Below are 24317 nucleotides of genomic sequence, written 5' to 3' on the forward strand. Positions count from 1 at the left end.
AATCCTATCGAAGCGGAAATGGTGACGATGAATGGATTAAGACTGGCGCAAAAATGGCGTAAATTCAACTGCTAGGCAAGAAGTGCGCCCCATATCGCTATGGGGCGCAAGTGGGATGGTTTAGTCGAGCTGAGGCCCGGCTGAAACCAGAGCGGCCCCTTCTGGGGTGTCGGTATACTTGTCGAAATTATCGATAAAGCGTTGGGCGAGATCCTTCGCTTTGCTTTCCCACTGGAGTGGATCGACATAGGTATCACGCGGGTCAAGGATGCCATCGTTGACCTCGTCGAGTGAGACGGGCACGGTGAGATTGAAGATGGGAATTGTCTTCGTTTCTGCTTTCTCAATCGAACCGTCTAAGATAGCGTCAATAATGGCGCGGGTATCTTTAATCGAAATACGCTTGCCTGAGCCGTTCCAACCAGTATTCACTAGGTAGGCTTCTGCACCTGCCGCTTCCATACGTTTGACCAACACTTCTGCATACTTGGTTGGGTGCAAGGTCAAGAATGCGGCCCCGAATGCAGCTGAGAAGGTAGGGGTTGGCTCTGTAATACCACGCTCAGTGCCGGCCAGCTTGGCGGTAAAGCCAGACAGGAAGTGATACTTGGTCTGCTCAGGCGTCAGTTTAGACACCGGCGGTAGCACGCCAAATGCATCCGCGGAGAGGAAGATCACCTTGTTGGCATGTCCGCCTTTCGACACGGGCTTAACGATATTATCGATGTGATAAATCGGGTAAGACACTCGGGTGTTTTCGGTTTTGGAGTTGTCGTCAAAGTCGATACGGCCATCGCCACGTACGGTCACGTTTTCAAGCAGCGCATCGCGGCGAATGGCATTGTAAATATCGGGCTCTGCTTCTTTGGACAGCTTAATGGTTTTTGCATAGCAGCCGCCTTCAAAGTTAAACACACCATGATCGTCCCAGCCGTGTTCGTCGTCGCCAATCAGCTGACGCTTCGGATCGGTGGAGAGGGTTGTTTTACCCGTGCCAGATAGGCCGAAGAAAATCGCGACGTCGCCGTCTTTGCCCATATTTGCCGAGCAGTGCATGGACGCGATGTCTTGCAAGGGCAAGAAATAATTCATCATCGCAAACATGCCTTTTTTCATCTCGCCGCCGTACCATGTACCGCCGATAAGCTGCATGCGCTCGGTGAGATTGAAGACCGTGAAGTTTTCTGAGTTCAAACCCTGCTCGCGCCATTTATTGTTGACGCATTTAGCACCGTTCATGACCACAAAGTCGGGCTCAAAGTCTTTTAGCTCTTCATCGGTAGGGCGGATAAACATGTTTTTCACAAAGTGCGCTTGCCACGCCACTTCGGTGATCACACGGATCCGTAAACGCGTGTTAGGGTTGGCACCGCAGTAGCCATCAATCACAAACAGACGTTTGCCAGAGAGTTGCTGGGTGACTAAAGCTTTTAAATCTTTCCAAACGGCGTGATCAATCGGCTTGTTATCGTTTTTCCCTTGATCGGACCACCACACGGTATCGCGGGTGGTGTCATCACGCACAATGTATTTATCTTTTGGTGAACGGCCAGTAAAAATACCGGTATCCACCGCCACAGCGCCGAGCTCAGTCACCACGCCTTTTTCGTAGCCTTCCAGCCCAGGTTTGGTTTCTTCCTCGAACAGCTGTTCATAAGAGGGATTGCGAATGACTTCTTTGACATTTTCCAGACCATGACGGGAAAGATCGATGCCGGCGACTTCGGATTCGACGTTCAGGACAGTCATAGGTGCTCCTTGGGGTAAGATGTTGTTAACTGTCTTTATGCTAGCAACCTGAATAGTGCCATTCAGGGAGTTACTGCAAAAAATTACCGCACGCACACTAGGGCTATTTTGATTGTAGGGTACTGACCACCAGGTGACGTGACTCCCTCTATGGTAACGCTTAGTTAAACGTTTGCGCTACCCACAGAGCTCTTATTGTTTGTACAAAATTAATGCGCAAAAAAATGTGAGATGTGTCCGAGGAGACCAAGAAAAAAGCCAGCTTGATGCTGGCTTTTGAACTAAGTTGGGTTTCTTTGTTTTATGCAACTAAATATGTAGCACGTTTTTCACTGCATTTGTGACGATGAATCGGCGTTCTGCTCAAAGATGGCTGCGACATCGACGCTGTCAAACGCATAATCACTGCCGCAATAATCACAGTGCAAACGAATTGTGCCCATTTCTGCAATCATTTTATCGACTTCGCTGCGTTCAATCGCGGCTATCGCTTGTGCGCTGCGCTCGCGTGAGCAGCTGCATTTAAAGCATACTGACTGAGGATCGAAAACGGWGACGCTTTCTTGGTGATATAGACGATAAAGGACGTCTTTTGCATCAAGGCCAAATAATTCATCATTTTTAACCGTTTCAGTCAGCTTCGCCAAATGGTCAAAGTCGTTATCGTCTCCTTTGCCATCCGGCAGCACTTGCAGCATCATCCCGGCCGCGTGGCGTTTGCCTTCAAGCTCACCGGTACGCAACCAAAGCCGTGTTTCCAGTTGCTCTGAACGCGCAAAGTAGTCTTCAAGGCAGCCTTGTAGGTGATCCGAGTCTAAGCCCACAATACCTTGATAGCGTTCGCCGTCGACTGGTTCGATGGTGATAATGAGCTGCCCCTTACCGAGCATCTCAGGTAAGGTTGCATCTGCTTTTATATCGCCCTTCAAGCGTGCGGTACCACGCAGTTGCTGCTGGTGATCACCATTGATCACCGCCAATGATACTGGACCATCACCTTGCAGTTGAACGGTAATCGAGCCTTCAAATTTTAAGGTGGCAGTGAGCAAGCTGGTGGCGACAAGCATCTCCCCCAGTAGCGCTTGGACTGGCGCAGGGTAGTCTTGGTTTTCCAAGATGCGTTGATAGGTTTCATCGAGCTTGACCAGCTCACCACGCACAGACACATCTTTAAATAGGTAACGGTGTAGTTGATCGTTTGACATGCAATCTCTCTCCGGCTTAGGGCCTGGTTAGTGGGATCGGCCTTACTCTATGCCTTGTTTAAACTTACGAATATCTCGGCGTTGTTTCTTATCCGGCCGGTTTTCTGGGCGCGGATTGTGTGCGTGTAAGCGACGCATTTCCGTGTTGTGCTCACGCTGTTTGATACTGTTTTGGGTTTCTTGATACAGCGTCTGCGCAATCGGCGCGCCCTGACGCTGCTCTGATAATTCTAATACAGTAATGGTTTTTTCTTCGTGTCCTTGCCGAAGTCGGATCTCAGCACCTACTTCAACCATTTTGCTAGGTTTGGCGCGCTGGCCATTGTAATGTACCTTGCCGCCGTCAATCATGTTGCGCGCGATTGACCGTGTTTTGTAAAACCGTGCGGCCCATAGCCACTTGTCTAGCCTGACTGCCGTCAAGGGCGCCGATGCGTGTGTTTTCATGACTCAACTCCTGCGCAATCCGGATGGGCGACATTAGCACAAAAATTCCTTTAGAGCAGTATCACAGCATCGAGGTACAATCCGACCTAAATGCGCTGGCTTGGTTAGGATGTGGGGTTACGACAAAAATGAAAAATTCTCAATATCACATCGTGTTTTTGCTAGTATGCCCAGCTTTTCGTAATCTAATGATGGAACTTGATGGCAAAAAAAGCCATCAATGGACACTCGGTGACTCAATTTGGTTTGGAAGGGATGATGCGTAAGGCAGGACGCCAGCATGGCACGTTCACGGTGTCACCGCAGCAAGTGACACGGCTCGCGACGTGGCTAAACATTTTACTATTCCTCGTACTGGCTTGGTTGGCTGGGCGAATGGTGTGGGCGTTTTATTCGCCTGCACCTGCACCTGTATTGCCTGCAGCAAGCCAGTCGGCGTCGTCCTCTCGTGCTGCGACGGATCCTTTTTCGTTGACTCCTATCGTTAATGCCCAATTGTTTGGGCGTTACCAAGCGGCCGTCCAACCCACGCAACATGCGGTGACCAATGTGCCCGAAACCCGGCTACGCCTAACTTTGGTTGGGGTGGTGGCCAGTAACGATCCTAAGCGTGCATTGGCCGTGATCGCGAACGGCGGTCGTCAAGTGACTTACGGTGTGGGTGAGCAGGTGAAAGGGACCCAAGTTAGTGTCGATCAAGTCTTATCCGATCGGGTGATATTACGCCAAGGGTCAAGACGCGAAGCGCTCCTTATGCCGGGGGTCGATGCAGATAGTACACCGCAGACCGTTTTTTCTTCTCCTACTGATGCATCGACGCCCCCAAAGTCGATGGCGACCAAGCGGCAGACCAGCCCTGACTGGCCTGCCGACTTAGCGCAGCAGCTTAGTCAGAACCCGCAACGCTTATTTGACTTTGTACAGCTGTCACAAGTGCGCGAAGGAGATCAAATGAAGGGCTTTCGCCTCACACCGGGACGCAATCCAATCTTTTTTGAGCAATCCGGCTTACAGGCAGGAGATATTGCTGTCGCTATCAATGGGCTGACGTTAAGTCAGTCCGCAGCACTGCCTGATATTCTAGGACGCATTCAACAACAGGGATCGCTTGACTTGGTTATCGAGCGACAGGGACAACAACATGACATCTCGATTCAACTTTAATCCACAGCATTCGCCGTCAGCGGCAATAGGAGTGTGACGTGAAGGTCAAACAACGACTGATCCCCTATCTGATGGCCGCGAGCCTTCTCTTTACTGGTATCCCAGCCGGTGCCGCTGAGTTTAGTGCCTCTTTTAAGGGCACAGATATTCAGGAATTTATTGAGATCGTTGGCCGTAATCTCGAAAAAACCATCATTGTTGATCCCTCGGTTCGTGGCACCATCAATGTCCGCAGTTACGATACCTTGACTGATGAACAGTACTATCAGTTTTTCTTAAACGTACTCGAAGTGTATGGCTTTGCCGTGGTCGAGATGGAAAATGGTGTCGTTAAAGTGGTCCGCGACAAAGATGCCAAAACCTCACCGGTACCTGTGGTCGGTGAAGACGATAGTGTGGTGGGAGATGAAGTTGTCACTCGCGTAGTCGCGGTGAAGAATGTGTCGGTACGTGAGCTATCCCCTTTGCTACGCCAGCTGATTAATAATGCGGGAGCGGGTAACGTAGTCCACTACGATCCGGCTAATGTGATCATGATTACTGGGCGTGCAGCGGTCGTGAATCGCTTGACCGATATTATCCGTCGTGTGGACCAAGCCGGTGATAAAGAGGTAGAAGTGGTGCGTTTAGATCACGCCTCTGCCGCAGAAATGGTGCGGATTGTTGAAGCGTTAAACGAGCGAGATAACGCCAATAATGCCCCCGATCTCCTTAAACCACGCTTTGTTGCTGATGAGCGCTTAAATGCCGTTTTAGTCTCAGGTGAACCTAAAGTGCGCGAACGAGTGAAAAAGCTGATCAGACAGCTTGATCAGGAAATGGCGACCACAGGCAACAGTCGAGTCATTTACCTGCGCTACGCCAAAGCGGAAGATGTGGTTGAAGTTCTCCAAGGTGTGTCAGATAACTTACTGAAAGAAAAAGAAGAGAAGAGTAAACCGGGTGCCCAGAAGCAAGCGGTACAAATATCTTCGCACCAAGGCACTAACTCGTTGGTGATCACTGCGCCACCCGATATCCTCAAAACCTTGGAAAGCGTGATCTCTCAGCTTGATATTCGTCGTGCGCAAGTACTGATTGAAGCACTAATCGTAGAGATGTCAGAGTCCGATGGCGCCAATTTAGGTGTGCAGTGGGGCTCGCTTGAAAATGGTGGCATTCAATTTAGTAACACAGGGGTTGGGATCACCAATTACCTGACTGGCCAAAAGGCAACCGAAGACAAGACCCGTACAGAGGTACGCTATAAGAGTGATGGTACGCCATACAATGTGCCAATCACAGAGTCTGGTGACTACAGCGCTCTTTCGGATGTACTAGGTGGCGTCAATGGCCTTGCCGCCGGAGTCATTATGGGGGATTGGACTGCGTTGGTGACTGCGGTGGCCTCGAATAACGAATCCAATATCCTTTCGTCACCCAACCTGATGGTGCTGGATAATCAAGAAGCGTCGTTTATTGTCGGTGAAGAAGTTCCCGTTATTACCGGATCGCAAACGGGCTCGAATAACGATAACCCGTTCCAAACCGTTGAGCGTAAAGATGTGGGCATCAAGCTAAAAGTTACCCCACAAATCAATGAAGGTTCTGCGGTTCTCTTGGATATTGAGCAAGAGGTGTCGAATGTCTTGGGGGCCAGTGGCGCCGTGGATGTGCGCTTTGGTAAACGCCAATTAAACACGTCAGTGATGGTGGGCGATCAGCAAATGATTGTGCTCAGCGGTTTGATTGACGAGCGTACTGTAGAAAGTGAGTCCAAAGTGCCTTTATTGGGAGATATTCCGGTGTTGGGTCATCTGTTTAAATCCACTTCCACGGGGACAGAAAAGAAAAACCTGATGCTGTTTATCAAGCCCACCATTATTCGTACCGGCTTAACCGCAGATGGTGTGACACAGCGTAAGTATAACTACATCCGTGCCGAACAACTGCTGCGCGCACAAGATGGGGTCAAATTGATGCCAGATGCGCAAAAGCCTGTGTTACCTGATTATAAGAGTGATGCGGTGATGCCGGCTGAAGTACGTGCATTACAAGCGGAGCTAGCAGGATGACGGATCGAACGGTCGCACTCGCGAACGAGCCAGAAAACAAATGGCAGTTACCGTTTGGTTTTGCGCGTCGTCATGGGGTGTTAATTCAGACTGATGCCTCGCAGGCACGGTTATTGTGTTTACCGTCGGTAACCCCTGAGACCTTGGTGGAAGTACAACGGTTATGGGGCGCGCGCTTAGTGCCAGAAACCGTGGATGAGGCCTATTTTGAGCAGCAACTGACGGTACTCTATCAGCGAGACAGTGCGGATGCGCAGCAGCTGATGGCTGACATTGGCGCCGATGCAGACAGTGATGATTTCTTCTCATTGGCTGAAGAGTTGCCGCAGAGCGAAGATTTGCTTGAGTCCGAGGACGATGCCCCTATCATCAAGCTGATTAATGCCATGCTGGGTGAAGCGATCAAGGAAAGTGCTTCGGATATCCATATAGAAACCTTTGAGCATGCATTGTCGATCCGTTTTCGTGTCGATGGGGTGCTGCGCGAAGTCTTATCGCCGAGCCGCAAGTTAGCCCCTTTGTTGGTATCACGTGTCAAAGTGATGGCCAAACTCGATATTGCCGAAAAGCGCGTGCCACAAGATGGACGCATCTCGGTCCGCATCGGCGGTCGCGCCGTCGATGTCCGGGTATCGACCATGCCGTCCTCTCACGGTGAGCGTGTGGTGATGCGTTTGCTCGATAAAAACGCGGTACAACTCGACTTGGCTCAGTTGGGGATGGTGCCTGCGTTGCACGAGAGCTTTCGTCATCTTATTCACAAACCGCACGGGATCTTACTGGTCACCGGCCCAACGGGCTCGGGTAAATCGACCACGCTGTACGCGGGCTTACAAACCATTAACAGTGAAGATCGCAATATTCTCACCGTAGAAGATCCGATCGAATTTGATCTCGCTGGTATTGGGCAGACTCAAGTTAACCCTAAGGTCGATATGACCTTTGCCCGGGGACTGCGAGCCATGCTGCGTCAAGATCCTGACGTCGTTATGGTGGGGGAAATCCGTGACTTAGAAACCGCACAAATCGCGGTGCAAGCCTCGCTAACCGGTCACTTGGTGATGTCGACCTTACACACCAATACCGCCATTGGTGCGGTGACGCGTTTACGTGATATGGGTATTGAACCATTCTTACTTTCATCATCATTGCTCGGGGTATTAGCACAGCGCTTGGTTCGCACCCTTTGCAGCGATTGCCGTATCCCTTATCAAGCCGATGCCAGCCAGCAGCAATTGTTTGTGGATGTGGGGCTGGCTCAGCCTGGCGATAACGTCACCTTGTATAAAGCAGGGGGCTGTTCGCGTTGTCACCACAAAGGTTACAAGGGCCGAACGGGGATTCATGAACTGCTGACGGTCGACGAGAAGGTGCAAGCACTGATTCATCACGATGCGGGTGAGCACGCCATTGAACAAGCGGTGCGCGCACAGAGTCCGAGTATCCGCTACGACGGACTGGCTAAAGTGCTGCAAGGAAAAACCACGCTTGAAGAAGTGATGCGAGTCACCAAGGAGACCTGATGGCGGCGTTTGATTACCAAGCTTTAGATACGCGAGGGCGTAAACGCAAAGGTGTGATTGAAGCGGATACGCCTCGACAGGCCCGGCAGCAGCTCCGTGACAAAGGGCTGACGCCATTGGTGGTCAATGCGACCACACGTAAGCGTAGCCAGCAAAAGGCCGAGACGTCGCGGCCTTTGTTTTCATCTCGCAACCGCGGTATTAGCACCCAAGAGCTGTCATTGATCACGCGTCAATTAGCGACCTTGATTGAGGCTGCGATGCCACTGGAAGAGTGCTTAAGGGCGGTGGCGGAGCAAGCCGAAAAGCCGCGTATTGGCAGTATGATGACCAGTGTGCGCGCGCGGGTGATGGAAGGCTATACCCTTGCTGATGCACTAGCCGATTATCCGCAAGTGTTTGATGAACTGTATCGTGCCATGATTGCGGCGGGCGAAAAAGCCGGTCATTTGGGCACGGTATTGGAGCGATTGGCGGACTATGTAGAAAATCGTCAGCGCATTCAATCAACCCTACTACAAGCGATGCTGTATCCCGCCATTTTGACGTTTTTCTCTGTGGTGATTGTCGCCTTTTTGTTGGCGACCGTGGTGCCTGACATCGTTGGCCAGTTTGTTCAAACCGGCCAATCCTTACCCGCATCGACACAGTTTCTCCTAAACGCCAGTGATTTTATTACCCAATGGGGAATTTGGGTCGTGGGTGGCCTTGTCTTACTCAGTGCGGGAATACGTACATTGCTGAAGGACAAGCAACGGCGACTGGCATGGGACAAACAAAAGTTGTCGTTACCGGTCTTGGGGCGTGTTGCACGTGGCCTCAACACATCGCGCTTTGCACGCACACTCGCGATTTGTACCGCCAGTGCGATCCCGCTTTTGGATGGCATGAAGGTCGCCGCACAGGTGATTACCAACCAGTATGTGCGTACCCGAGTGCTCGAGGCTGCGGATAAGGTGCGAGAAGGTGCCAGCTTGCGAGTGGCACTGGATCAATCTGGGCTTTTTCCGCCGATGATGTTGCATATGATTGCCAGCGGTGAACGCAGTGGGGAACTTGAACCCATGCTCACACGGGCGGCCGATAACCAAGATAAAGATTTTGAGGCGCAGGTGAACGTGGCATTAGGTGTGTTTGGGCCGCTGATGATCGTGCTCATGGCAGGTCTGGTGCTCTTTATTGTCGTCGCCACTTTGATGCCAATTATTGCCATGAACAACATGGTGGGGTTGTGATTTTATGATAATAAACAAGGAGAACAAGATGCGTCGTCAACAAGGTTTTACGCTTCTCGAGGTGATGGTCGTGGTGGTCATCATTGGTTTGCTAGCCAGCTTTGTCGCCCCGAACTTATTGGGCAACAAAGATAAAGCGGCAGTGAAAAAGGCGATCGCAGATGTCAGCGCGCTCGAAAATGCGCTGGATATGTACAAACTGGATAACAACCAGTACCCCACCACTGACCAAGGACTTGATGCACTTGTGACCAAGCCACAAAGTGAGCCCGTGCCACGGAACTATCCGGCACAAGGTTATATCAAGCGTTTGCCTAAAGACCCTTGGAACAATGACTATCGCTATGTGAGCCCAGGTGAGCATGGTGTGATTGATGTGTTCTCGCTAGGCGCGGATGGGCAAGAAGGCGGTGAAGGGATCAATCAAGATATTGGTAACTGGAACCTGAACGAGCTGCAATAACATGCGTCAGGCGGCGGGCTTCACGTTACTCGAAATCCTGTTGGTGGTGGTGATTATTGCCGTCAGCGCTTCAGGCGTGGTGATGGTGTGGCCCGAGCCTGTTGATACCCGGACCGAGCAAGCCGGCCAAGCTTTGTATCAACGCATTAAGTTGTGGGCAGAGCAAAGTTGGCTGGAAGGACAGACTTACGGGGTGCGGATCAACAACCATGATTATCAGCTGCTGAAGTTAGGCGAAGAAAACTGGCAAACGGTGAGCAGTGATCGTTGGGCAACCCAAGGAACCTTGCCTGAACAAAGCCGCTTTGCGTTGAGTATGGATGGCTTTGGTTGGCAGCAGCAGGATCGGTTATTTGAAGACAAACCGCTGTTCGAAAACATGTTTGAAGAAGACGGTGAAACCGCCGTGGCGCCCCCTCAGATTTGGCTATTACCGAATGGCGAAATCACTCCCTTTACGCTCACCATCGAAACCGACGGTCGTGCCATGTGGCAATTAAAGGCCAATGAACTGGCGCAATTTCGCTGGCAGCGTGCCGAGGAGGATGGATGATGCCTAAGACTCAACATGGGATGACGCTACTGGAGGTGCTGGTTGCAGTGGCCATTTTTGCGGTAGCCGCGCTCAGTGTGATGAAAGCTACTGGGCAGCATACCCGCTCACTAAGTCGCCTTGAGCAAAAAACCTTGGCGGCGATGGTGGCTGACAATCAGTTGGCTGAGGTAGTGCTGAGCGGCAAGGTGCCCGACAAAGCCACCCAAGGCACCACGGAGATGGCGGGGCAGCGCTGGCAGTGGCAGTTGACGCCGATTGCGACTAACACGGGACCACTGCGAGCGGTGGATCTCGCCGTTGCAGCGGCAGAATCGACAGACAATCCACTGGTAACCGTGAGGACCTATGTCGCCACGCGCTGAAAAGGGGTTTACCTTACTCGAAGTGTTGCTGGCGCTGGTGGTCTTCGCCAGCATTAGCCTGACTGCGTATCAAGTACTACAGACGGTGCAGCGCAGTGACGAGCAATCGCGCCAAGTAGGAGAAACGCTGCAACAATTACAGCGTGCACTGGTGATCATGGACAGTGATTTTCGCCAAATGGCCGCGCGACGCCAGCGTATGGATGGCCAACTCCCTAGTGAGCAATTACTGACCGCAGGTAAAGAGGTACTGGGCGGAGATGCCATGGGCGTGCGCTTTACCCGTACCGGTTGGATTAATCCCCAGTATCGTTTTCCGCGTAGCGAAGTGGTGGCGGTGGGGTATCGCCAACGAGATGGTAAGTTGGAGCGGTTACGTTGGCGCTATCCGGATCAAGCGGCAGGTGAACAACCGGCGGTGATGACATTGCTGGACGATATTGATGATCTCACCTTCCGCTTTAACGTGAAGGGGACTTGGCAGAGCAGCTTTGATACCCCTCACGCACTGCCCGATGCCATTCAATTGCGTTTTACCCATCCTCGCTATGGCCAGCTAGTACGGACTTATTTATTGGCTGGGCAAACGCTGCCTGCGGCGCTACAGCGGGAGGCAGAATGAGTCGTCAACGTGGTACAGCGTTATTGATCGTGATGTTGATTATGGCGTTAATGACAGCGATAGCCGGTAGCATGGCATCGCGGTTATTCACCAATTACAACCGCGCTGAAAATCAGCTTCATTTTCAGCAAGCATATTGGTACGGCATGGCCGTCGAAGGGCTTGCCGCAGCGGTGTTGCGAGACAGTTTATCTGGTAGTGAAACGGTGAATTTAAGTCAAAGTTGGGCCGAGAAAGAGCGCAGCTTTCCGCTAGAAGGTGGCACAGTACGTGGTCACTTACGAGATGCACAAGCCTGCTTTAATTTGAATAGTTTGCAGCTGCGAGGCGCGACCCTAGGCAGTGCGGTGCCCTATGAAGTGACGGTACTCAGAGCCTTGGTCGGCAGCGGGGTTGATGATGACTACCAAGCGGATGTGATTGCCCAATCTACGCGAGACTTTGTGGATGAAAACAATCAACTGGACCAGTCGCTCGGGGCCGAAGATGCCCACTATGAGAGTTTACGTCCTCCCTATGTGACGGCCGATGCCGTGTTGGCCGATCGTAGCGAGTGGCGTGCGGTCAAAGGAGTCAATGCGCAGGTCTTTATGCGTTTATCCGCTCAGGTTTGTGCGATCCCCAGTGCGGAGCTGAAAGTTAATGTCAACACACTGACGGATAAGCAGGCGCCTTTGCTGGCGGCGCTGTTTACCCCTGCACTGTCGATAGAACAAGCTAAACAGGTGATCGCCCAGCGCCCTGATGCTGGGTGGAAAAATGTCGACGCCTTTATGGCGGTGTTAAACCTGAGTGAATTCGATGACAAAGCCCGTGAGCAGGTGATCCCACATCTCACGGTGACCAGCGAGTTTTTTTTATTACAGGCCGATGTGACCGTGGCGTCTGCCCAACGTCACATTCAGGCGTTATTGCACTATCAAGACGATGGCACCACAACCGTGGTGCGTCGTCGCTTTGGAGGAATGCGTGAGCGAGCGACTGATAATAAGGATCAGTGATGCCAGCCAGCCGATCTTTTGGGCCCAGGTGCGTGTGAGTGACAATCAGGTCACCGCGACCGGTGAATGCGATCATCTGTCAGCCTTGACGGAGCAAGCGCAAACGCGGCGTGTGGTGATCTTAGTGGATAGCACTTGGGTGACCCTCAGGTCGGTGACCTTGCCGCCCGGCTCTCGGCGTCAGCGCGATAAAGTGGTGCCTTACTTACTTGAAGAGGCATTGGCCGATGATGTGGATACGGTACACGTAAGTATTTTGAGTGTCGCGGGCAGTCTTGCCCACGTAGCGGTGGTGGCCCACGACAAAATGCAAGCCTGGCAGCAAGCGCTGACGGATGCAGATATCCATGCGCGGCAATGGTTACCCGATGTGCTGTGTTTGCCGTGGCAGACAAACCATTTGACGGTAGCGCCACTGGGTGAGCAATGGCTGTGTCGGCATCATGACAGTCAAGGTGTGGTGGGATCGCGTGACTGGCTTCGTTTCTGGGCGCACGCGTGGCGAAGCCAGCAACAAAAGGCGCTGGAACAAGATCCGGTGGACGCAGATAACGAGGACAAAGCCCCATCACTCACCTTGCATGGATATTGTCCGTCCCATCTTGACCTTGATTGGCCAGTCAGTGGACTGGATGAGGCGGAGGCTAAGTGGCATCCCTGTGACACCGTGATAGGGCTGTTAGCGACACAAAGTCATACTCTGTCTGCGAACTTGCTAACCGGACCTTATCGGCCACAAAGCCAGACTAAGCAAACGTTCAAACCTTTATTGCCTGCTGCCTGTTTAGTGTTAGCCATTAGCGCCTTATTGGGCGTTGAACAATGGCTGACGATTCGTGATACCCAGCAGCAGGCTCAAGCGCTACGTGCACAGAGCGAGTCTGTCTTTCGCCAAACGTTGCCACAGTACCAGCGCATCCCGACGCAATCGTACATGGTTCGACAGATGGATGCGGAAATTGCGCGTCTTGAAGGGCAGCAACACAATGCTGCGCTTTTGCCTTGGTTAGCTAAATTAGCGCCGATGCTAGAAGAAACGCCCGGAATTCACCTGCAAGCGTTACGTTATCAAGCAGCACGTGAAGTCTTAGTGATCCGAGCCTCCGGCAGCGATTTTGCCCAGTTTGAGCGACTGCGCGGCTTGCTAAGCGAACACTATACGACTGAGCTTGGGCAGCTCAACCGTAATGGTGACAGCGTGAGTGGTGAGTTTACCTTGAGGAGCGAATCATGATGAGTCAGTTAAAAGCACGCTGGCAATCGCTCAGTGAACGTGAGCAGCGTTTATTGATGGTGGCTGCACTGGTGATGCTGCTCAGTGTCTTGTACTGGGGGATCATTGCGCCGATTCAAGCCGAGGCGAACAATGCCCGAGCTGCGCTCACTAGTGAGCGACGTTTGCTGAGTGATGTACAGCAAAAGCATCAGCAAATTGTTCAGTTGCGCGCACAGTCAGGTGCAAGCAGTCGCGCTCCGACAAGCAGTAATCAGCCATTAAACCAAGTGGTGGCGGCCAGCGCAGGGGAGTTTAGTGTCACCATTACCCGCTTGCAGCCCGGTGAGGCGAGTGTCCAATTGGGTGTCGAGCCTTTGCCATTTAACCAACTTTTGCGTTGGCTCGACCAACTCGCTCGTTTACATGGCATTCAGGTCGTGCGTCTTGATACGGAAATGACAGATAACGCTGGGGTTGTGAAGGTTAATCGCCTGCAATTAGAACGATAGTCATGAAGAAAAAAATAGCCTTGGGTTTAGCTTGTACGCTGGTTTTTGTACTCAGCGTCGTGATCCACGCACCCGCATCGCTATTGCGTCTGGCCCCCTTGCCGCCTGAACTTAAGGTGGGCGCGATTGAGGGGACAGTGTGGAAAGGACGCATTGCGCAAATACGCTGGCAAGATTACACCGTCGGTCCACTTCGCTGGGATATTCAAGTACACCGTTTATTCACCGCGGCAACGTTAGAAGCGAATATTCGTCTTCGCAGCTCAGATGGGGTGAAAGGGAAAGCAACTGTGGGCTTTGATGGTCATGCTGTTTCTTTATCCCGTGCGCTGGTGTCAGCACCGGCCGATTTGCTTGCCAGTTCTGTGGCACTCCCTGCCAATGTGGCGATTGAAGGCCATGTGGATCTGGTATTACGCGATCTGGCCTTTACCGAGGCGGGCTGTCAGCGACTCGATGGTCAGCTGCAGTGGCAACAAGCCGCATTACGCTTGCCAATGGGGCGTTTAGCGGATATCCCAGCCAGTGCCACACTCCGTTGTGAGCAGCAAGGTATTCTCGCCGAAGGACAAGGTGCGTCGTCCTCGCTGAGTAATAAGTTTTCATTGTCAATCACACCGTCGGGGCGATACTCTGTTTCAGGATGGCTCAAGCCGGAAGCCGCGTTCCCTCCGCCAATGAAAGAGCCACTTGCTTGGCTGGGTGCGCCGGATCAACAAGGGCGCTATCGCTTTTCTTTTCGAGGCTAATCAAGCCTGTTAGGCTTATCAGTAAAGGGTGCAAATAGGATATGACGCAGCGAAAACCTCCCCAGATCCTTTCTAAGCAAGTGGTTGCCGCTTCTCGTTTATTTAAGGTGGAATCGCTCGACCTCCAGTTTAGTAACGGTGTAAATCGTACCTATGAGCGCATGAAGCCTTCGGGCCGCAATGCGGTCATGATGGTGCCGCTGACCGAACATGGGGATTTGTTGCTGGTGCGGGAATATGCAGCCGGCACGGAGCGATATGAGCTAGGCTTTCCAAAAGGCTTAATTGATAAAGGGGAAGTGCCAGAGCAGGCAGCGGTGCGTGAATTGAAAGAAGAAATAGGCTTGGGCGCTCGCGAGCTTATTCCACTCAAAGAGGTCGTACTGGCTCCGTCGTACTTCTCCAGTCGTATGACACTGATGTTGGCACGTGATTTGTATCCTGAAACCTTGGAAGGGGATGAACCCGAACCACTTGAGGTGATCCGTTGGCCATTAGCTCAAGCGGAGGAGTTGCTGACCCACGGCGATTTCTGTGAAGCGCGCAGTATCACCGCACTAATGATGGCGCTGAAGTACTTACAATCTGAGAGGTGAGGCATGCCACTGCCTGAGTTGTTGCCCGATGTGATTGAAATTACCCGTGCAGCGGGACAAGTGATTCTCGATATTTACCAAGACGGTGATTTCGAGGAAATGACCAAAAGCGATGAAACACCCGTCACCAGCGCGGATCTTGCCGCACATAAAATGATCAGCGAGAAACTGACGGCATTAACCCCGGATATTCCGGTGTTATCGGAAGAAGATTGTGGTGTGCCGCTTAGTGATCGCCAGCAATGGCAACGTTACTGGTTGATTGACCCACTGGATGGTACCCAAGAATTTATTGCGGGGAGTGGCGATTTTGCCACCATTATTGCGCTGGTGGAAAATAACCATCCGGTGATGGGAGTGGTCTATGCCCCGGTCTCGGGTGTGACTTATTATGCGTGCCAAGAAAAAGGGGCGTGGAAAATTACCCCCGATGGCGAAATGCATCGCATCTCGACAATGAAGCGAGAAGAGGCTATTACCTCGCTCTCGATTGCCATTAGCCGCCGTCAAGATATTCATGCCGTGACAGAAAAGCTCGCCCCTGAGATCAACTATGATTTGGTGCCACTAGGGTCCGCAGCATTGAAAGCGTGTTTGGTCGCTGAGGGCGCGGTAGATTGCTATTTGCGTCTAGGTCCGACAGGGGAGTGGGATACGGCAGCCACCCAATGCATTGTCGAACAAGCTGGGGGGCGGATTTTAAGTACCGAGTTGGACCCCTTGTCATATAACGAGCGTGACTCGTTACAAAACCCCAACTTTATTGTACTGGGTGATGAATCGCTCGCTTGGTCTTCGATATTGCGTGCATCGTAACAGTCGCGCGAAACGGCACCGTCAGGTGCCGTTTTTTGGTAAGAGACAGCGATTGGTACCGCTTAGAACAAGCGATTTAAGCCGTTGAGTGCAGCAACGCGGTACGCTTCGGCCATGGTCGGGTAGTTAAAGGTCGTGTTGACGAAATAGTCGATGGTATTACCGGCGCCTTTTTGCTCAAAAATCGCTTGGCCGATGTGAATGATTTCCGAGGCGCGTTCACCAAAGCAGTGGATCCCCAAAATCTCACGGGTATCGCGATGAAAGAGGATCTTTAAACTGCCAACATCCATCCCGGCAATTTGGGCGCGAGCGAGATGTTTAAATTGCGAACGCCCGACTTCATACGGGACTTTCTCTGCCGTGAGCTCTTGCTCCGTTTTCCCCACAGAACTGATTTCTGGGATGGTATAAATGCCGGTGGGAATATGTTCAATGAGGCGTGCATTGGCATTGCCTTGGCTAATTGCTTCTGCGACGACCCGTCCCTGATCATAGGCCGCGCTGGCCAAACTTGGATAGCCAATCACATCGCCAACCGCATAAATATGGTCAACCTCGGTCGAGTAATTGTCGTCGACGCTCAGCTGGCCGCGAGAGTCGGGCGTCAGGCCTACCGCACCAAGATTCAACGTATCTGTGTTACCAGTGCGACCGTTGGCATAGAGCAGGCAGTCGGCTTTCATTTTTTTACCCGAGGCGAGATGGACAATCACGCCATCATCTGTGCCCTCAATGCGCTCATAAGTTTCATCATTGCGAATAAGAACACCGCTATTCCAGAAATGGTATGACAGGGCATCAGAAATTTCGTTATCCAAGAATGAAAGCAAGCGATCACGGGTATTGATTAAGTCGACTTTGACGCCAAGCCCACGAAAAATAGACGCATATTCGCTGCCAATCACGCCTGCGCCATAAATAATCACGTGGCGTGGGTCATGCTTGAGTGACAGAATTGAATCACTGTCGTAAATGCGTGCGTGGCTAAAATCGACATCGGCTGGCTGATACGGGCGTGAGCCGGTGGCAATCACAAAATGATCGGCGGTGTAATGTTCTTTGCTGCCGTCAGGGTGGCGAACGGCTAAAGTATGTGCGTCAACAAATTCCGCCATACCATGGAGCAGCGTGCACTGATTGCGATCGTAAAAACCCTGACGAAGGCGCGTTTGTTTGCCAATCACGGAATCGGCATGGCTCAGGATTTGAGAGAAGGTGCTGTGAATACTTTTGGTGTTCTGGGTGTAGATCGGACTTTGATTAAACTCAATAATCCGGCTAACGGTGTGACGCAGTGCTTTGGAAGGAATGGTGCCCCAATGGGTACAGCCACCACCGACAGTGCTTTCGCGTTCTATCACGGCCACGCGCTTGCCCGCCTTGGTTAGCCCCATTGCCGCGCCTTCGCCGCCTGGGCCACTCCCTATTACGATCGCATCAAAATGATCAACAGGGCGAGGATTCGACTTGCTCATAGGATTCAAACCTTATTTTCATTATTGCAACATCCATTTATGACCAGTTTAACGCTTATTGGCAGTAAGGTTAACTTTCCTGCATGATCTGGACGTGAGCAGGGGAAAGGCAAGGCGCTGTTCAAGAGGGTGTTTGGCTGATTTAGGACGTAAAAATGCGTATAGTGGCGCCATGATGACTGCAGGTTGAGTGTGATGGGTATTCGAGCCGAACAAAAAGAAAAGACGCGTCGCTCATTGATTGATGCGGCCTTTAGCCAATTAAGTGCAGAGCGAAGCTTCTCGAGTTTGAGTTTGCGAGAAGTCGCGCGAGAAGCAGGCATTGCGCCAACCTCATTTTATCGCCACTTTAAAGACATGGATGAGTTGGGATTAACCATGGTTGATGAAGGGGGGCTCCTGCTTCGTCAGCTGATGCGTCAAGCCCGTCAGCGTATTGCCGCAGAAGGTAGTGTGGTGCGTACCTCGGTCGAAACCTTTATGGAATTTGTTGAAAGCAGCCCCAACGTTTTTCGCTTGCTGCTTCGCGAACGTTCAGGCACCTCAGCGGCGTTCCGTGCGGCTGTAGCACGTGAAATTCAGCACTTTGTCGCAGAATTGACCGAGTATTTGCAGTCTCGCACGCAGCTCACCTATGAAGAAGCGTACAATCAGGCTGAAGCCTGCGTGATCTTGGTATTCAACTCCGGCGCGGAAGCGTTAGATCTTGATACACATTCACGGGCAGAATTGGCCGAGCGAATGGTGATACAATTGCGCATGATAGCCAAGGGAGCTTACTGGTATCGTAAAGACCGTGAGCGGCGGGCATTACAGAAAAAGCTGTCATAACAGGTGAAAACATGGAACATGAGCAAGTTAAATCTGAGCGTAAATTCTTAGTACTGTCATTGATCACAGGTATTTGTGGCAGTGCCACTCTCGCTACGCTTTTTATCGGTGGTGTGGCGTTTTCTATCTTTCCCATTCTAGCGTTTGTGTTGGCGGTACATGCTTGCTACCAATTGCATGAGCGCCAACCCCTCACTGAAGGTACGCCGCTGATCGCGTTTGCGTGTTTCTTAGTGGGTGCGTTTGGGTACTCTGCGTTTATGCGTATGCAAATGCCAGAATTGGGCGGTAACTTCTTCTCGATTTTGGTTGCCATGGTACTGGCGTTTTGGGTGGGTCATAAGCTGGGCTTTTTCAGCCGCAAAGCAAAAAACGATACTGCCTCTGACGTATAAGCCCCGCGCGGCGAGTCGCACACTAAAACGAGTGAATAAAAAAGGCGTCGAAAGACGCCTTTTTACGTTGTAACGAACTCGCTTCCTGTGACTATTTACGCTCCAACCACACACCCGCTTCGGTATGATGGGTGAACGGGAATTGATCGAACAGCGCACAGCGGCTAATGCGGTGTGTTTGGCTGAGGCGTTCTAGGTTCTCGACCAAAGTCTCAGGGTTACAGGAGATATATAAAATCCGATCGTAACCTTGCACCATTTTACAGGTTTCATCATCCATGCCCGCACGAGGGGGATCGACAAAAATGGTATTGCACTGATAGTCACTCAGCGTTACCCCTTGGTCTTTTAAGCGGCGGAATTCGCGCTCGCCATTGATCGCTTGAGTGAACTCTTCGGCAGACATACGAATAATCTGCACATTGTCGATGTGATTCGCGGCAATATTGTATTGCGCCGATTGTACCGAGGGTTTCGCCAGCTCGGTGGCGAGGACGCGGCGAAAGTTTTTCGCTAGTGCCAGTGAGAAGTTGCCATTCCCACAATACAGCTCTAGCAAATCACCTTGGCTATCTCGGGTGCAATCAATGGCCCATTCCAGCATTTTCTCCGCCACGGGTCCGTTTGGTTGGGTAAAGCTGTTTTCAATTTGCTGGTAGATCAATGTCTGCCCATCAGCATTGAGTTTTTCCAAAACGTAGTCGCGGTCTAGCAATTTCTTTTGCTTGCGCGCACGGCCAATCAGGTTGAGGTTAAAGCCCTCATCGTTCAATCGTTGTTTAAGCGCTTGCGCGGCCTCATCCCACTCTTCGTCTAGCTGGCGGTGATAAAGCAAAGACACCAAGATCTCACCGCTTAAAGTGGAGAGGAAGTCAACTTGGAAGAGCTTACGTCGCAACGCGTCGTTAGGCTTGATGGCATCCATCAATAGCGGCATGAGGTCATTGATCAAACGGCTTGCGGCAGGAAAGGTATCGACCCGATATTTCTGCTTAGTCGCAGGATCAAACATGATGTAATACAGGTCGTCGCCTTCATGCCATACTCGAAACTCTGCGCGCATCCGATAGTGGGTTTCCGGTGAGCGAAAGATCTCTAGCTCAGGCGCATGAAACGGCGCGAGTTGGGTAGTGAGTCGTTGTACTTTCTCAGCAAGCTGTGTGTCGTAGTCAACGGCGGTGTGAGCCTTGGTCATGATGGCTGCCTCAGCGATTGGAAAATGAGCGCAGATTTTAGACAAATCCCCAGCCATGTCCACCCTTGCTCACGATTCTCCTTTATTCGATAGGGTTATCAATGGACAATATCCATCTAGACGGCTACTATCCGTGAGCGGGTACGTGATCAGCAAGTATAAGCCTGTTGGTCACTGGAATGCGGTGAGAATCCGCAACTGACGCGCAGCGGTGTAAGAGAACGACCCTAACCCGGCGCTAGGCCAGACACTGTCACCAATACTGATCAATAGTATGCGATGGGAAGTCGTTAGCAGTAGGCGGCGAAAGCCACGCTCTTAAGTCCGAACACAGCCCGCCCCGCAGCACAATGCTGCATATTCTCGCGATAGAAAGGAATAACCAATGAATAAACAGATTGTGGCGAGCCTAGTGGCGGCGTCATTACTCCCTGTGAGCGCGTGGGCCGAGCAAAACACCGAAACGGTGGTGGTGACGGCAAGTCGGTTTGAACAGTCCGATGCCTCAGTGTTGCAATCAGCAACCATTTTGACACGTCAAGACATTGCACGCTTGCAGGCGCGAAGCCTTGTCGATGTATTGCGTACGGTGCCGAGCATTGAGATTGCGCAAAGTGGAGGCCGTGGACAAATTGCCTCTATTTTTATGCGCGGCACGGAATCAGACCACTCTTTAGTCTTGATTGATGGCATGCGTATGGCGTCATCCATCAAAGGCTCGGTGGATTTTAATCAGATCCCAGTAAACAGTATCGAGCGTATTGAGATTATTCGCGGCGCACGCGCCACACTTTATGGGTCGAGCGCGATTGGTGGGGTGATCAATATCATCACCAAAAGCAATAAAGAGCGAGCCAATGTTTCTGCGACCGTGGGCAGTTTGGATCATCATGCTGTTAGTGGTGCATGGGCAACAAAATTGGGCGATAACGGTCACTTCTCTGGTATTGCTGGGTATGAGTCGAATGATGGATACAATGTTCATCCAACGGCGAGCAACTGGGGAGATCAGCATGGTTTTACCGGCCGCAATGCGCAGCTTGGCTACAGTCATCGCTGGAATACATCTTGGTCGGCCGATATCACGGGGCGCTGGTACCAGAATGAGTACGATTACGATAATTTTGGTAGCTTAAAACATGGTTGGTTAGAAAGCCAAGCACTGGCCAGCACGCTGAACTATCGCTCTGATACTTGGAGTGCAACACTCAGCGCAGAAATTTCCCAACAAGAAAACTTCGACTACAGCCCTGGCAGTGACCGTAAAAACAATAAAACCTCAGATGTTGAGCAAGTCTCTACCTCGTTGGGATTCCAGTACCAAGCCACGGAAGATTGGCTTCTTGGTGGCGGCGTAGATTATCGACAAGACACCTTCAATGAAGGAAGCTTGATTACCAACCCCGATGATATTGCAATCAATCCGCGCGATAACCTGGGCACTTACCTTTTAACGCAATTTAGCCCAGTAGAAGCACTATCTATTGAGGCAAGTGCTCGTTCGGATGATAACGAGCAATACGGGCAGCATACGACTTGGCAGACGAGTGCGGGTCTTGCGATAGCGGAAGGGTATCAATTGGTCGCCAGCTACGGCACCGCTTTTAAAGCCCCAAGTCTGACTGAACTTTACGGATGGGGCGGTAATGCAACGCTCAAGCCGGAGGAATCATCCAACACCGAGCTTGCTCTTCGTGGCGTGACGGCTGACGTTGATTGGTCACTCACCGGCTATATCAATCGCATTGATAATCTCATTCAGTATGCAGGTAGTTACCCCAACGGTCAGAACCAAAACGTGGGCAAAGCTAAGATCGAAGGCGTTGAGTTTATTGCCAATTTTGATGTGCACGCTTTAAATAACCGTATATCGTTAGAATATAAAGATCCTAAAAATGAACAAACAGGTGAGCAGCTTGCACGTCGTGCTAAACGGATAGCGAAATGGGATGCATCCTACCAATGGGAGCGACTGCAGCTCGGTACTCAGTGGCAGTATCAAAGTGAACGTCTGGATTATTCCGGTGGAGAGATGTTGGGAAGCTATAGCCTGTGGACGATTACTGCTTCCTATCAGGCGACCGATAATCTGACCGTAAAAGGTAAAGTCGATAATGTATTTGATAAAGACTACGAAACCGCGGGTGGCTATCCGTCAGCTGAGCGCGGCTACTTTATAACGTTAGACTACCAGTACTAGTACCTGTTTCACGGCGAAACTAGCTTTAATCACGCCTTTATCGTTATGATAAGGGCGTTTTTTTATTGAGTGGCTGGATCATGGCGCAACCCCATATTCTGATCTTTGACTCCGGTGTCGGAGGCTTATCTGTCTACCAAGCGATCAAAGCAAGCTTGCCGAGCGCTCAATATACCTACCTGTTCGACAATGCCGCTTTCCCTTATGGCGAATTAGAAGACCAACGTCTAGTGCATCGCGTGCTCACTCTGATCAAAGCGACCTGTGAGCGCCATGCAGTCGATATCATCGTCATTGCGTGTAATACAGCCTCGACACTTGTGCTGCCGACACTGCGCGACGCACTCTCTATACCGGTTGTTGGCGTGGTGCCGGCGATCAAACCCGCGGCGGCTTTGAGTCAACACAAAGCTATCGGTCTGCTCGCGACCCCAGCCACCGTCAATCGGCCTTATACGGCACAACTGATCGCAGATTTCGCCAAAGATTGCCGGATTGTCTCGGTAGGGACAACAGCATTAGTACATATGGCAGAGCGTAAACTGCGTGGGGAAGCGGTGAATCAGCAAGACCTTAGCGCCATACTTGCACCGTTTGATTCGCACATCGATGTCTTGGTGCTAGGCTGCACCCACTTTCCACTCTTACATGATGAAATACAGGTGGCGATGGGTAAACAGGTCCAGTTGATTGACTCCGGCAGCGCCATTGCACGTCGTGTTGCCTCATTAGTCACGCCGCAAGCATCTATCACCAGCGATAACAGTGATGGCAATCGCGCATACGCGACGGCGACGCCTATAAAAGCCGCCGCCTTGTCTGATTATATCCGCTCGATTGGACTAGAGTGCGTTAGCTATGCTCCCGCTTTTTTGGATCGTTCGCTTCACGCACTTTGAGTGTTCGCTCGCCGTAAACATTGTTGTTTAGGGCATCGATAGCATCATCTGCATGCGCAGCCGCCATCACAACAAAACCAAAGCCACGACGTTTACCGGTACGCTTATCCTTCATTAACCGTACCGCAAACACTTCTCCATGCTCGCCAAACAGGGACTTCACATCATTTTCATTGGCGCGATAGGGCAGGTTGCCGACATAAATTGTCTTACTCTGAGGGGGCTCTTCCTCTTTTGTCGCAACTGTCACTGTAGCTTGGGGAGCATACAAGCAGGCAATACCACTGATAACTGCACCTGCAGCGAAAGCCAAAGCGGGAGAAACCGTACTCATTAGGTTGACCACAATGGCACCGAGGATGGCGATGGTGATAATCAATACAAAAGCAATTGGTGATTTCATAAGCGTCATAAGCGTTAATACAAGTAATAAAGTGATGGTACGCAAGACAATTTGGCAGCGGCGTACCCTTAAATGGTTCTTAGAAAATCAACCAGCGTTACTTCTTGGTAAAAGGCGCGTAGCTATAATGTTTCAAATCGCTGGTTATTCATCATTTTAGGTGGATTATTGTCCACTCGAAATAAAAAACGCGAAAAACCCTTGTCAGTGTGATCCGGGTCGCTATAATGCGCCCCAACGACACGGCACACAGGGCAAGCGCTCAGCGGCCATGTCGGGGCAAAAAATCAAATAAAAATAAACGCTTGACGTCAGTTTTTAAATGATTAAGATAGCCCACCTACTTAACGCCGACAACGCGTTAGGGGAGTCAAGAAGAGGTTTTGTTTTCGCCRGTTGGCATCAACAAAAAGATAAAATTTCTTCTTGACTTCATCGGCAAGGCGAGTAATATACGCAGCCCTGACCGAGCGAAGCAACGCTTCGCAAGTCAACGCTCTTTAACAATTTGACCTATGCAATCTGTGTGGGCACTCGTTGAGAATAGACAAAAAGATTTATTCGATGAACTGAGTGACCAAACGATAACTTTTAGTTATTCGGCACAGTCAATTCGTTTTTCTCTTCGGAGAGAAACAGTAATCAGTAT

General features: G+C 51.2%; 24 protein-coding genes and 1 riboswitch. Of the genes, 18 read left to right on the forward strand and 6 right to left on the reverse strand.

Translation table 11 applies throughout. The features are described 5' to 3' along the window. Positions 1 to 120 precede the first annotated feature (120 nt). The 3 genes from pckA to hslR all read right to left on the reverse strand — a co-directional run bounded on the left by pckA (position 121) and on the right by hslR (position 3401). The gene (gene pckA / locus BZJ19_RS11045; RefSeq protein ID WP_077675670.1) at positions 121 to 1749 is read right to left on the reverse strand and encodes a phosphoenolpyruvate carboxykinase (ATP); all 1629 of its coding nucleotides are present in this window, start codon (positions 1747 to 1749) and stop codon (positions 121 to 123) included. Positions 1750 to 2078: 329 nt separating this feature from the next. Then, positions 2079 to 2954, reverse strand: coding sequence for an Hsp33 family molecular chaperone HslO (gene hslO / locus BZJ19_RS11050; protein ID WP_077675671.1), 876 nt, complete (start codon positions 2952 to 2954; stop codon positions 2079 to 2081). A gap of 42 nt (positions 2955 to 2996) precedes the next feature. Continuing rightward, positions 2997 to 3401, reverse strand: a complete 405-nt coding sequence (gene hslR, locus BZJ19_RS11055) for a ribosome-associated heat shock protein Hsp15 (RefSeq protein ID WP_077675672.1) — start codon at positions 3399 to 3401, stop codon at positions 2997 to 2999. 201 nt (positions 3402 to 3602) lie between these two features. On the opposite strand from hslR, the gene gspC reads away from it, so the two are divergent. From gspC to cysQ, 14 genes are all read left to right on the forward strand, one after another. Next, positions 3603 to 4565: a type II secretion system protein GspC gene (gspC, locus tag BZJ19_RS11060; RefSeq protein WP_077675673.1), complete on the forward strand. Its 963-nt coding sequence runs from the start codon at positions 3603 to 3605 to the stop codon at positions 4563 to 4565. 71 nt (positions 4566 to 4636) lie between these two features. Further along, the gene (gene gspD / locus BZJ19_RS11065) at positions 4637 to 6619 is read left to right on the forward strand and encodes a type II secretion system secretin GspD (protein ID WP_077675688.1); all 1983 of its coding nucleotides are present in this window, start codon (positions 4637 to 4639) and stop codon (positions 6617 to 6619) included. Beyond that, the gene (gene gspE, locus BZJ19_RS11070) at positions 6616 to 8142 is read left to right on the forward strand and encodes a type II secretion system ATPase GspE (RefSeq protein ID WP_077675674.1); all 1527 of its coding nucleotides are present in this window, start codon (positions 6616 to 6618) and stop codon (positions 8140 to 8142) included. Before gspD ends, gspE begins: the two co-directional genes overlap by 4 nt. Beyond that, positions 8142 to 9377 (forward strand): type II secretion system inner membrane protein GspF, encoded by a 1236-nt coding sequence (gspF, locus tag BZJ19_RS11075; protein ID WP_077663212.1) that lies wholly within the window; start codon positions 8142 to 8144, stop codon positions 9375 to 9377. Before gspE ends, gspF begins: the two co-directional genes overlap by 1 nt. Positions 9378 to 9381: 4 nt before the next feature. Further along, on the forward strand, positions 9382 to 9840 hold the full coding sequence (gene gspG, locus BZJ19_RS11080; protein ID WP_077480046.1) for a type II secretion system major pseudopilin GspG: 459 nt from the start codon (positions 9382 to 9384) through the stop codon (positions 9838 to 9840). A 1-nt stretch (position 9841) separates the two neighbouring features. After that, the gene (gspH, locus tag BZJ19_RS11085) at positions 9842 to 10393 is read left to right on the forward strand and encodes a type II secretion system minor pseudopilin GspH (protein ID WP_069591229.1); all 552 of its coding nucleotides are present in this window, start codon (positions 9842 to 9844) and stop codon (positions 10391 to 10393) included. Then, positions 10393 to 10758, forward strand: a complete 366-nt coding sequence (gene gspI, locus BZJ19_RS11090; protein WP_069591266.1) for a type II secretion system minor pseudopilin GspI — start codon at positions 10393 to 10395, stop codon at positions 10756 to 10758. Before gspH ends, gspI begins: the two co-directional genes overlap by 1 nt. Continuing rightward, positions 10742 to 11380: a type II secretion system minor pseudopilin GspJ gene (gene gspJ, locus BZJ19_RS11095; RefSeq protein WP_077675675.1), complete on the forward strand. Its 639-nt coding sequence runs from the start codon at positions 10742 to 10744 to the stop codon at positions 11378 to 11380. The genes gspI and gspJ overlap by 17 nt, the downstream gene beginning before the upstream one ends. Then, positions 11377 to 12381, forward strand: coding sequence for a type II secretion system minor pseudopilin GspK (gene gspK, locus BZJ19_RS11100; protein ID WP_077675676.1), 1005 nt, complete (start codon positions 11377 to 11379; stop codon positions 12379 to 12381). Before gspJ ends, gspK begins: the two co-directional genes overlap by 4 nt. Next, entirely contained in the window at positions 12350 to 13615 is a 1266-nt protein-coding gene (gene gspL / locus BZJ19_RS11105; RefSeq protein ID WP_157891183.1) for a type II secretion system protein GspL, read from the forward strand. The genes gspK and gspL overlap by 32 nt, the downstream gene beginning before the upstream one ends. Then, positions 13612 to 14106, forward strand: a complete 495-nt coding sequence (locus BZJ19_RS11110; RefSeq protein WP_077663208.1) for a type II secretion system protein M — start codon at positions 13612 to 13614, stop codon at positions 14104 to 14106. Before gspL ends, BZJ19_RS11110 begins: the two co-directional genes overlap by 4 nt. 2 nt (positions 14107 to 14108) lie before the next feature. Then, entirely contained in the window at positions 14109 to 14855 is a 747-nt protein-coding gene (locus tag BZJ19_RS11115; protein ID WP_077675678.1) for a type II secretion system protein N, read from the forward strand. Between the two features lie 41 nt (positions 14856 to 14896). Next, on the forward strand, positions 14897 to 15451 hold the full coding sequence (gene nudE, locus BZJ19_RS11120; RefSeq protein ID WP_077675679.1) for an ADP compounds hydrolase NudE: 555 nt from the start codon (positions 14897 to 14899) through the stop codon (positions 15449 to 15451). Between the two features lie 3 nt (positions 15452 to 15454). Beyond that, entirely contained in the window at positions 15455 to 16267 is an 813-nt protein-coding gene (cysQ, locus tag BZJ19_RS11125; RefSeq protein WP_077480040.1) for a 3'(2'),5'-bisphosphate nucleotidase CysQ, read from the forward strand. A 62-nt stretch (positions 16268 to 16329) separates the two neighbouring features. Here cysQ and sthA read toward each other — a convergent pair whose 3' ends face one another. After that, positions 16330 to 17745 (reverse strand): Si-specific NAD(P)(+) transhydrogenase, encoded by a 1416-nt coding sequence (gene sthA, locus BZJ19_RS11130; RefSeq protein ID WP_077675680.1) that lies wholly within the window; start codon positions 17743 to 17745, stop codon positions 16330 to 16332. A 195-nt stretch (positions 17746 to 17940) separates the two neighbouring features. On the opposite strand from sthA, the gene fabR reads away from it, so the two are divergent. Beyond that, positions 17941 to 18576 (forward strand): HTH-type transcriptional repressor FabR, encoded by a 636-nt coding sequence (gene fabR, locus BZJ19_RS11135; protein ID WP_069586866.1) that lies wholly within the window; start codon positions 17941 to 17943, stop codon positions 18574 to 18576. Between the two features lie 11 nt (positions 18577 to 18587). Further along, entirely contained in the window at positions 18588 to 18971 is a 384-nt protein-coding gene (locus BZJ19_RS11140) for a YijD family membrane protein (RefSeq protein ID WP_077480038.1), read from the forward strand. A 91-nt stretch (positions 18972 to 19062) separates the two neighbouring features. On the opposite strand, the gene trmA is transcribed toward BZJ19_RS11140, so the two are convergent. Further along, positions 19063 to 20166, reverse strand: a complete 1104-nt coding sequence (trmA, locus tag BZJ19_RS11145; RefSeq protein ID WP_077675689.1) for a tRNA (uridine(54)-C5)-methyltransferase TrmA — start codon at positions 20164 to 20166, stop codon at positions 19063 to 19065. A gap of 122 nt (positions 20167 to 20288) precedes the next feature. Beyond that, positions 20289 to 20520: riboswitch (cobalamin riboswitch) on the forward strand. Between the two features lie 31 nt (positions 20521 to 20551). Between trmA and BZJ19_RS11150 the strand changes: the two genes are divergently transcribed. Both BZJ19_RS11150 and murI read left to right on the forward strand, forming a co-directional pair. After that, positions 20552 to 22366, forward strand: a complete 1815-nt coding sequence (locus BZJ19_RS11150) for a TonB-dependent receptor domain-containing protein (RefSeq protein ID WP_077675681.1) — start codon at positions 20552 to 20554, stop codon at positions 22364 to 22366. 80 nt (positions 22367 to 22446) lie between these two features. Next, positions 22447 to 23265, forward strand: coding sequence for a glutamate racemase (murI, locus tag BZJ19_RS11155; protein ID WP_077675682.1), 819 nt, complete (start codon positions 22447 to 22449; stop codon positions 23263 to 23265). Here the strand turns inward: murI and BZJ19_RS11160 are convergent. Next, the gene (locus BZJ19_RS11160) at positions 23219 to 23668 is read right to left on the reverse strand and encodes an RNA recognition motif domain-containing protein (protein WP_077458406.1); all 450 of its coding nucleotides are present in this window, start codon (positions 23666 to 23668) and stop codon (positions 23219 to 23221) included. The genes murI and BZJ19_RS11160 overlap by 47 nt on opposite strands. Between the last annotated feature and the right edge of the window lie 649 nt (positions 23669 to 24317).

Origin of the sequence: Salinivibrio proteolyticus (genome assembly GCF_001996165.1) — a bacterium.
GTDB lineage: Bacteria > Pseudomonadota > Gammaproteobacteria > Enterobacterales > Vibrionaceae > Salinivibrio > Salinivibrio proteolyticus.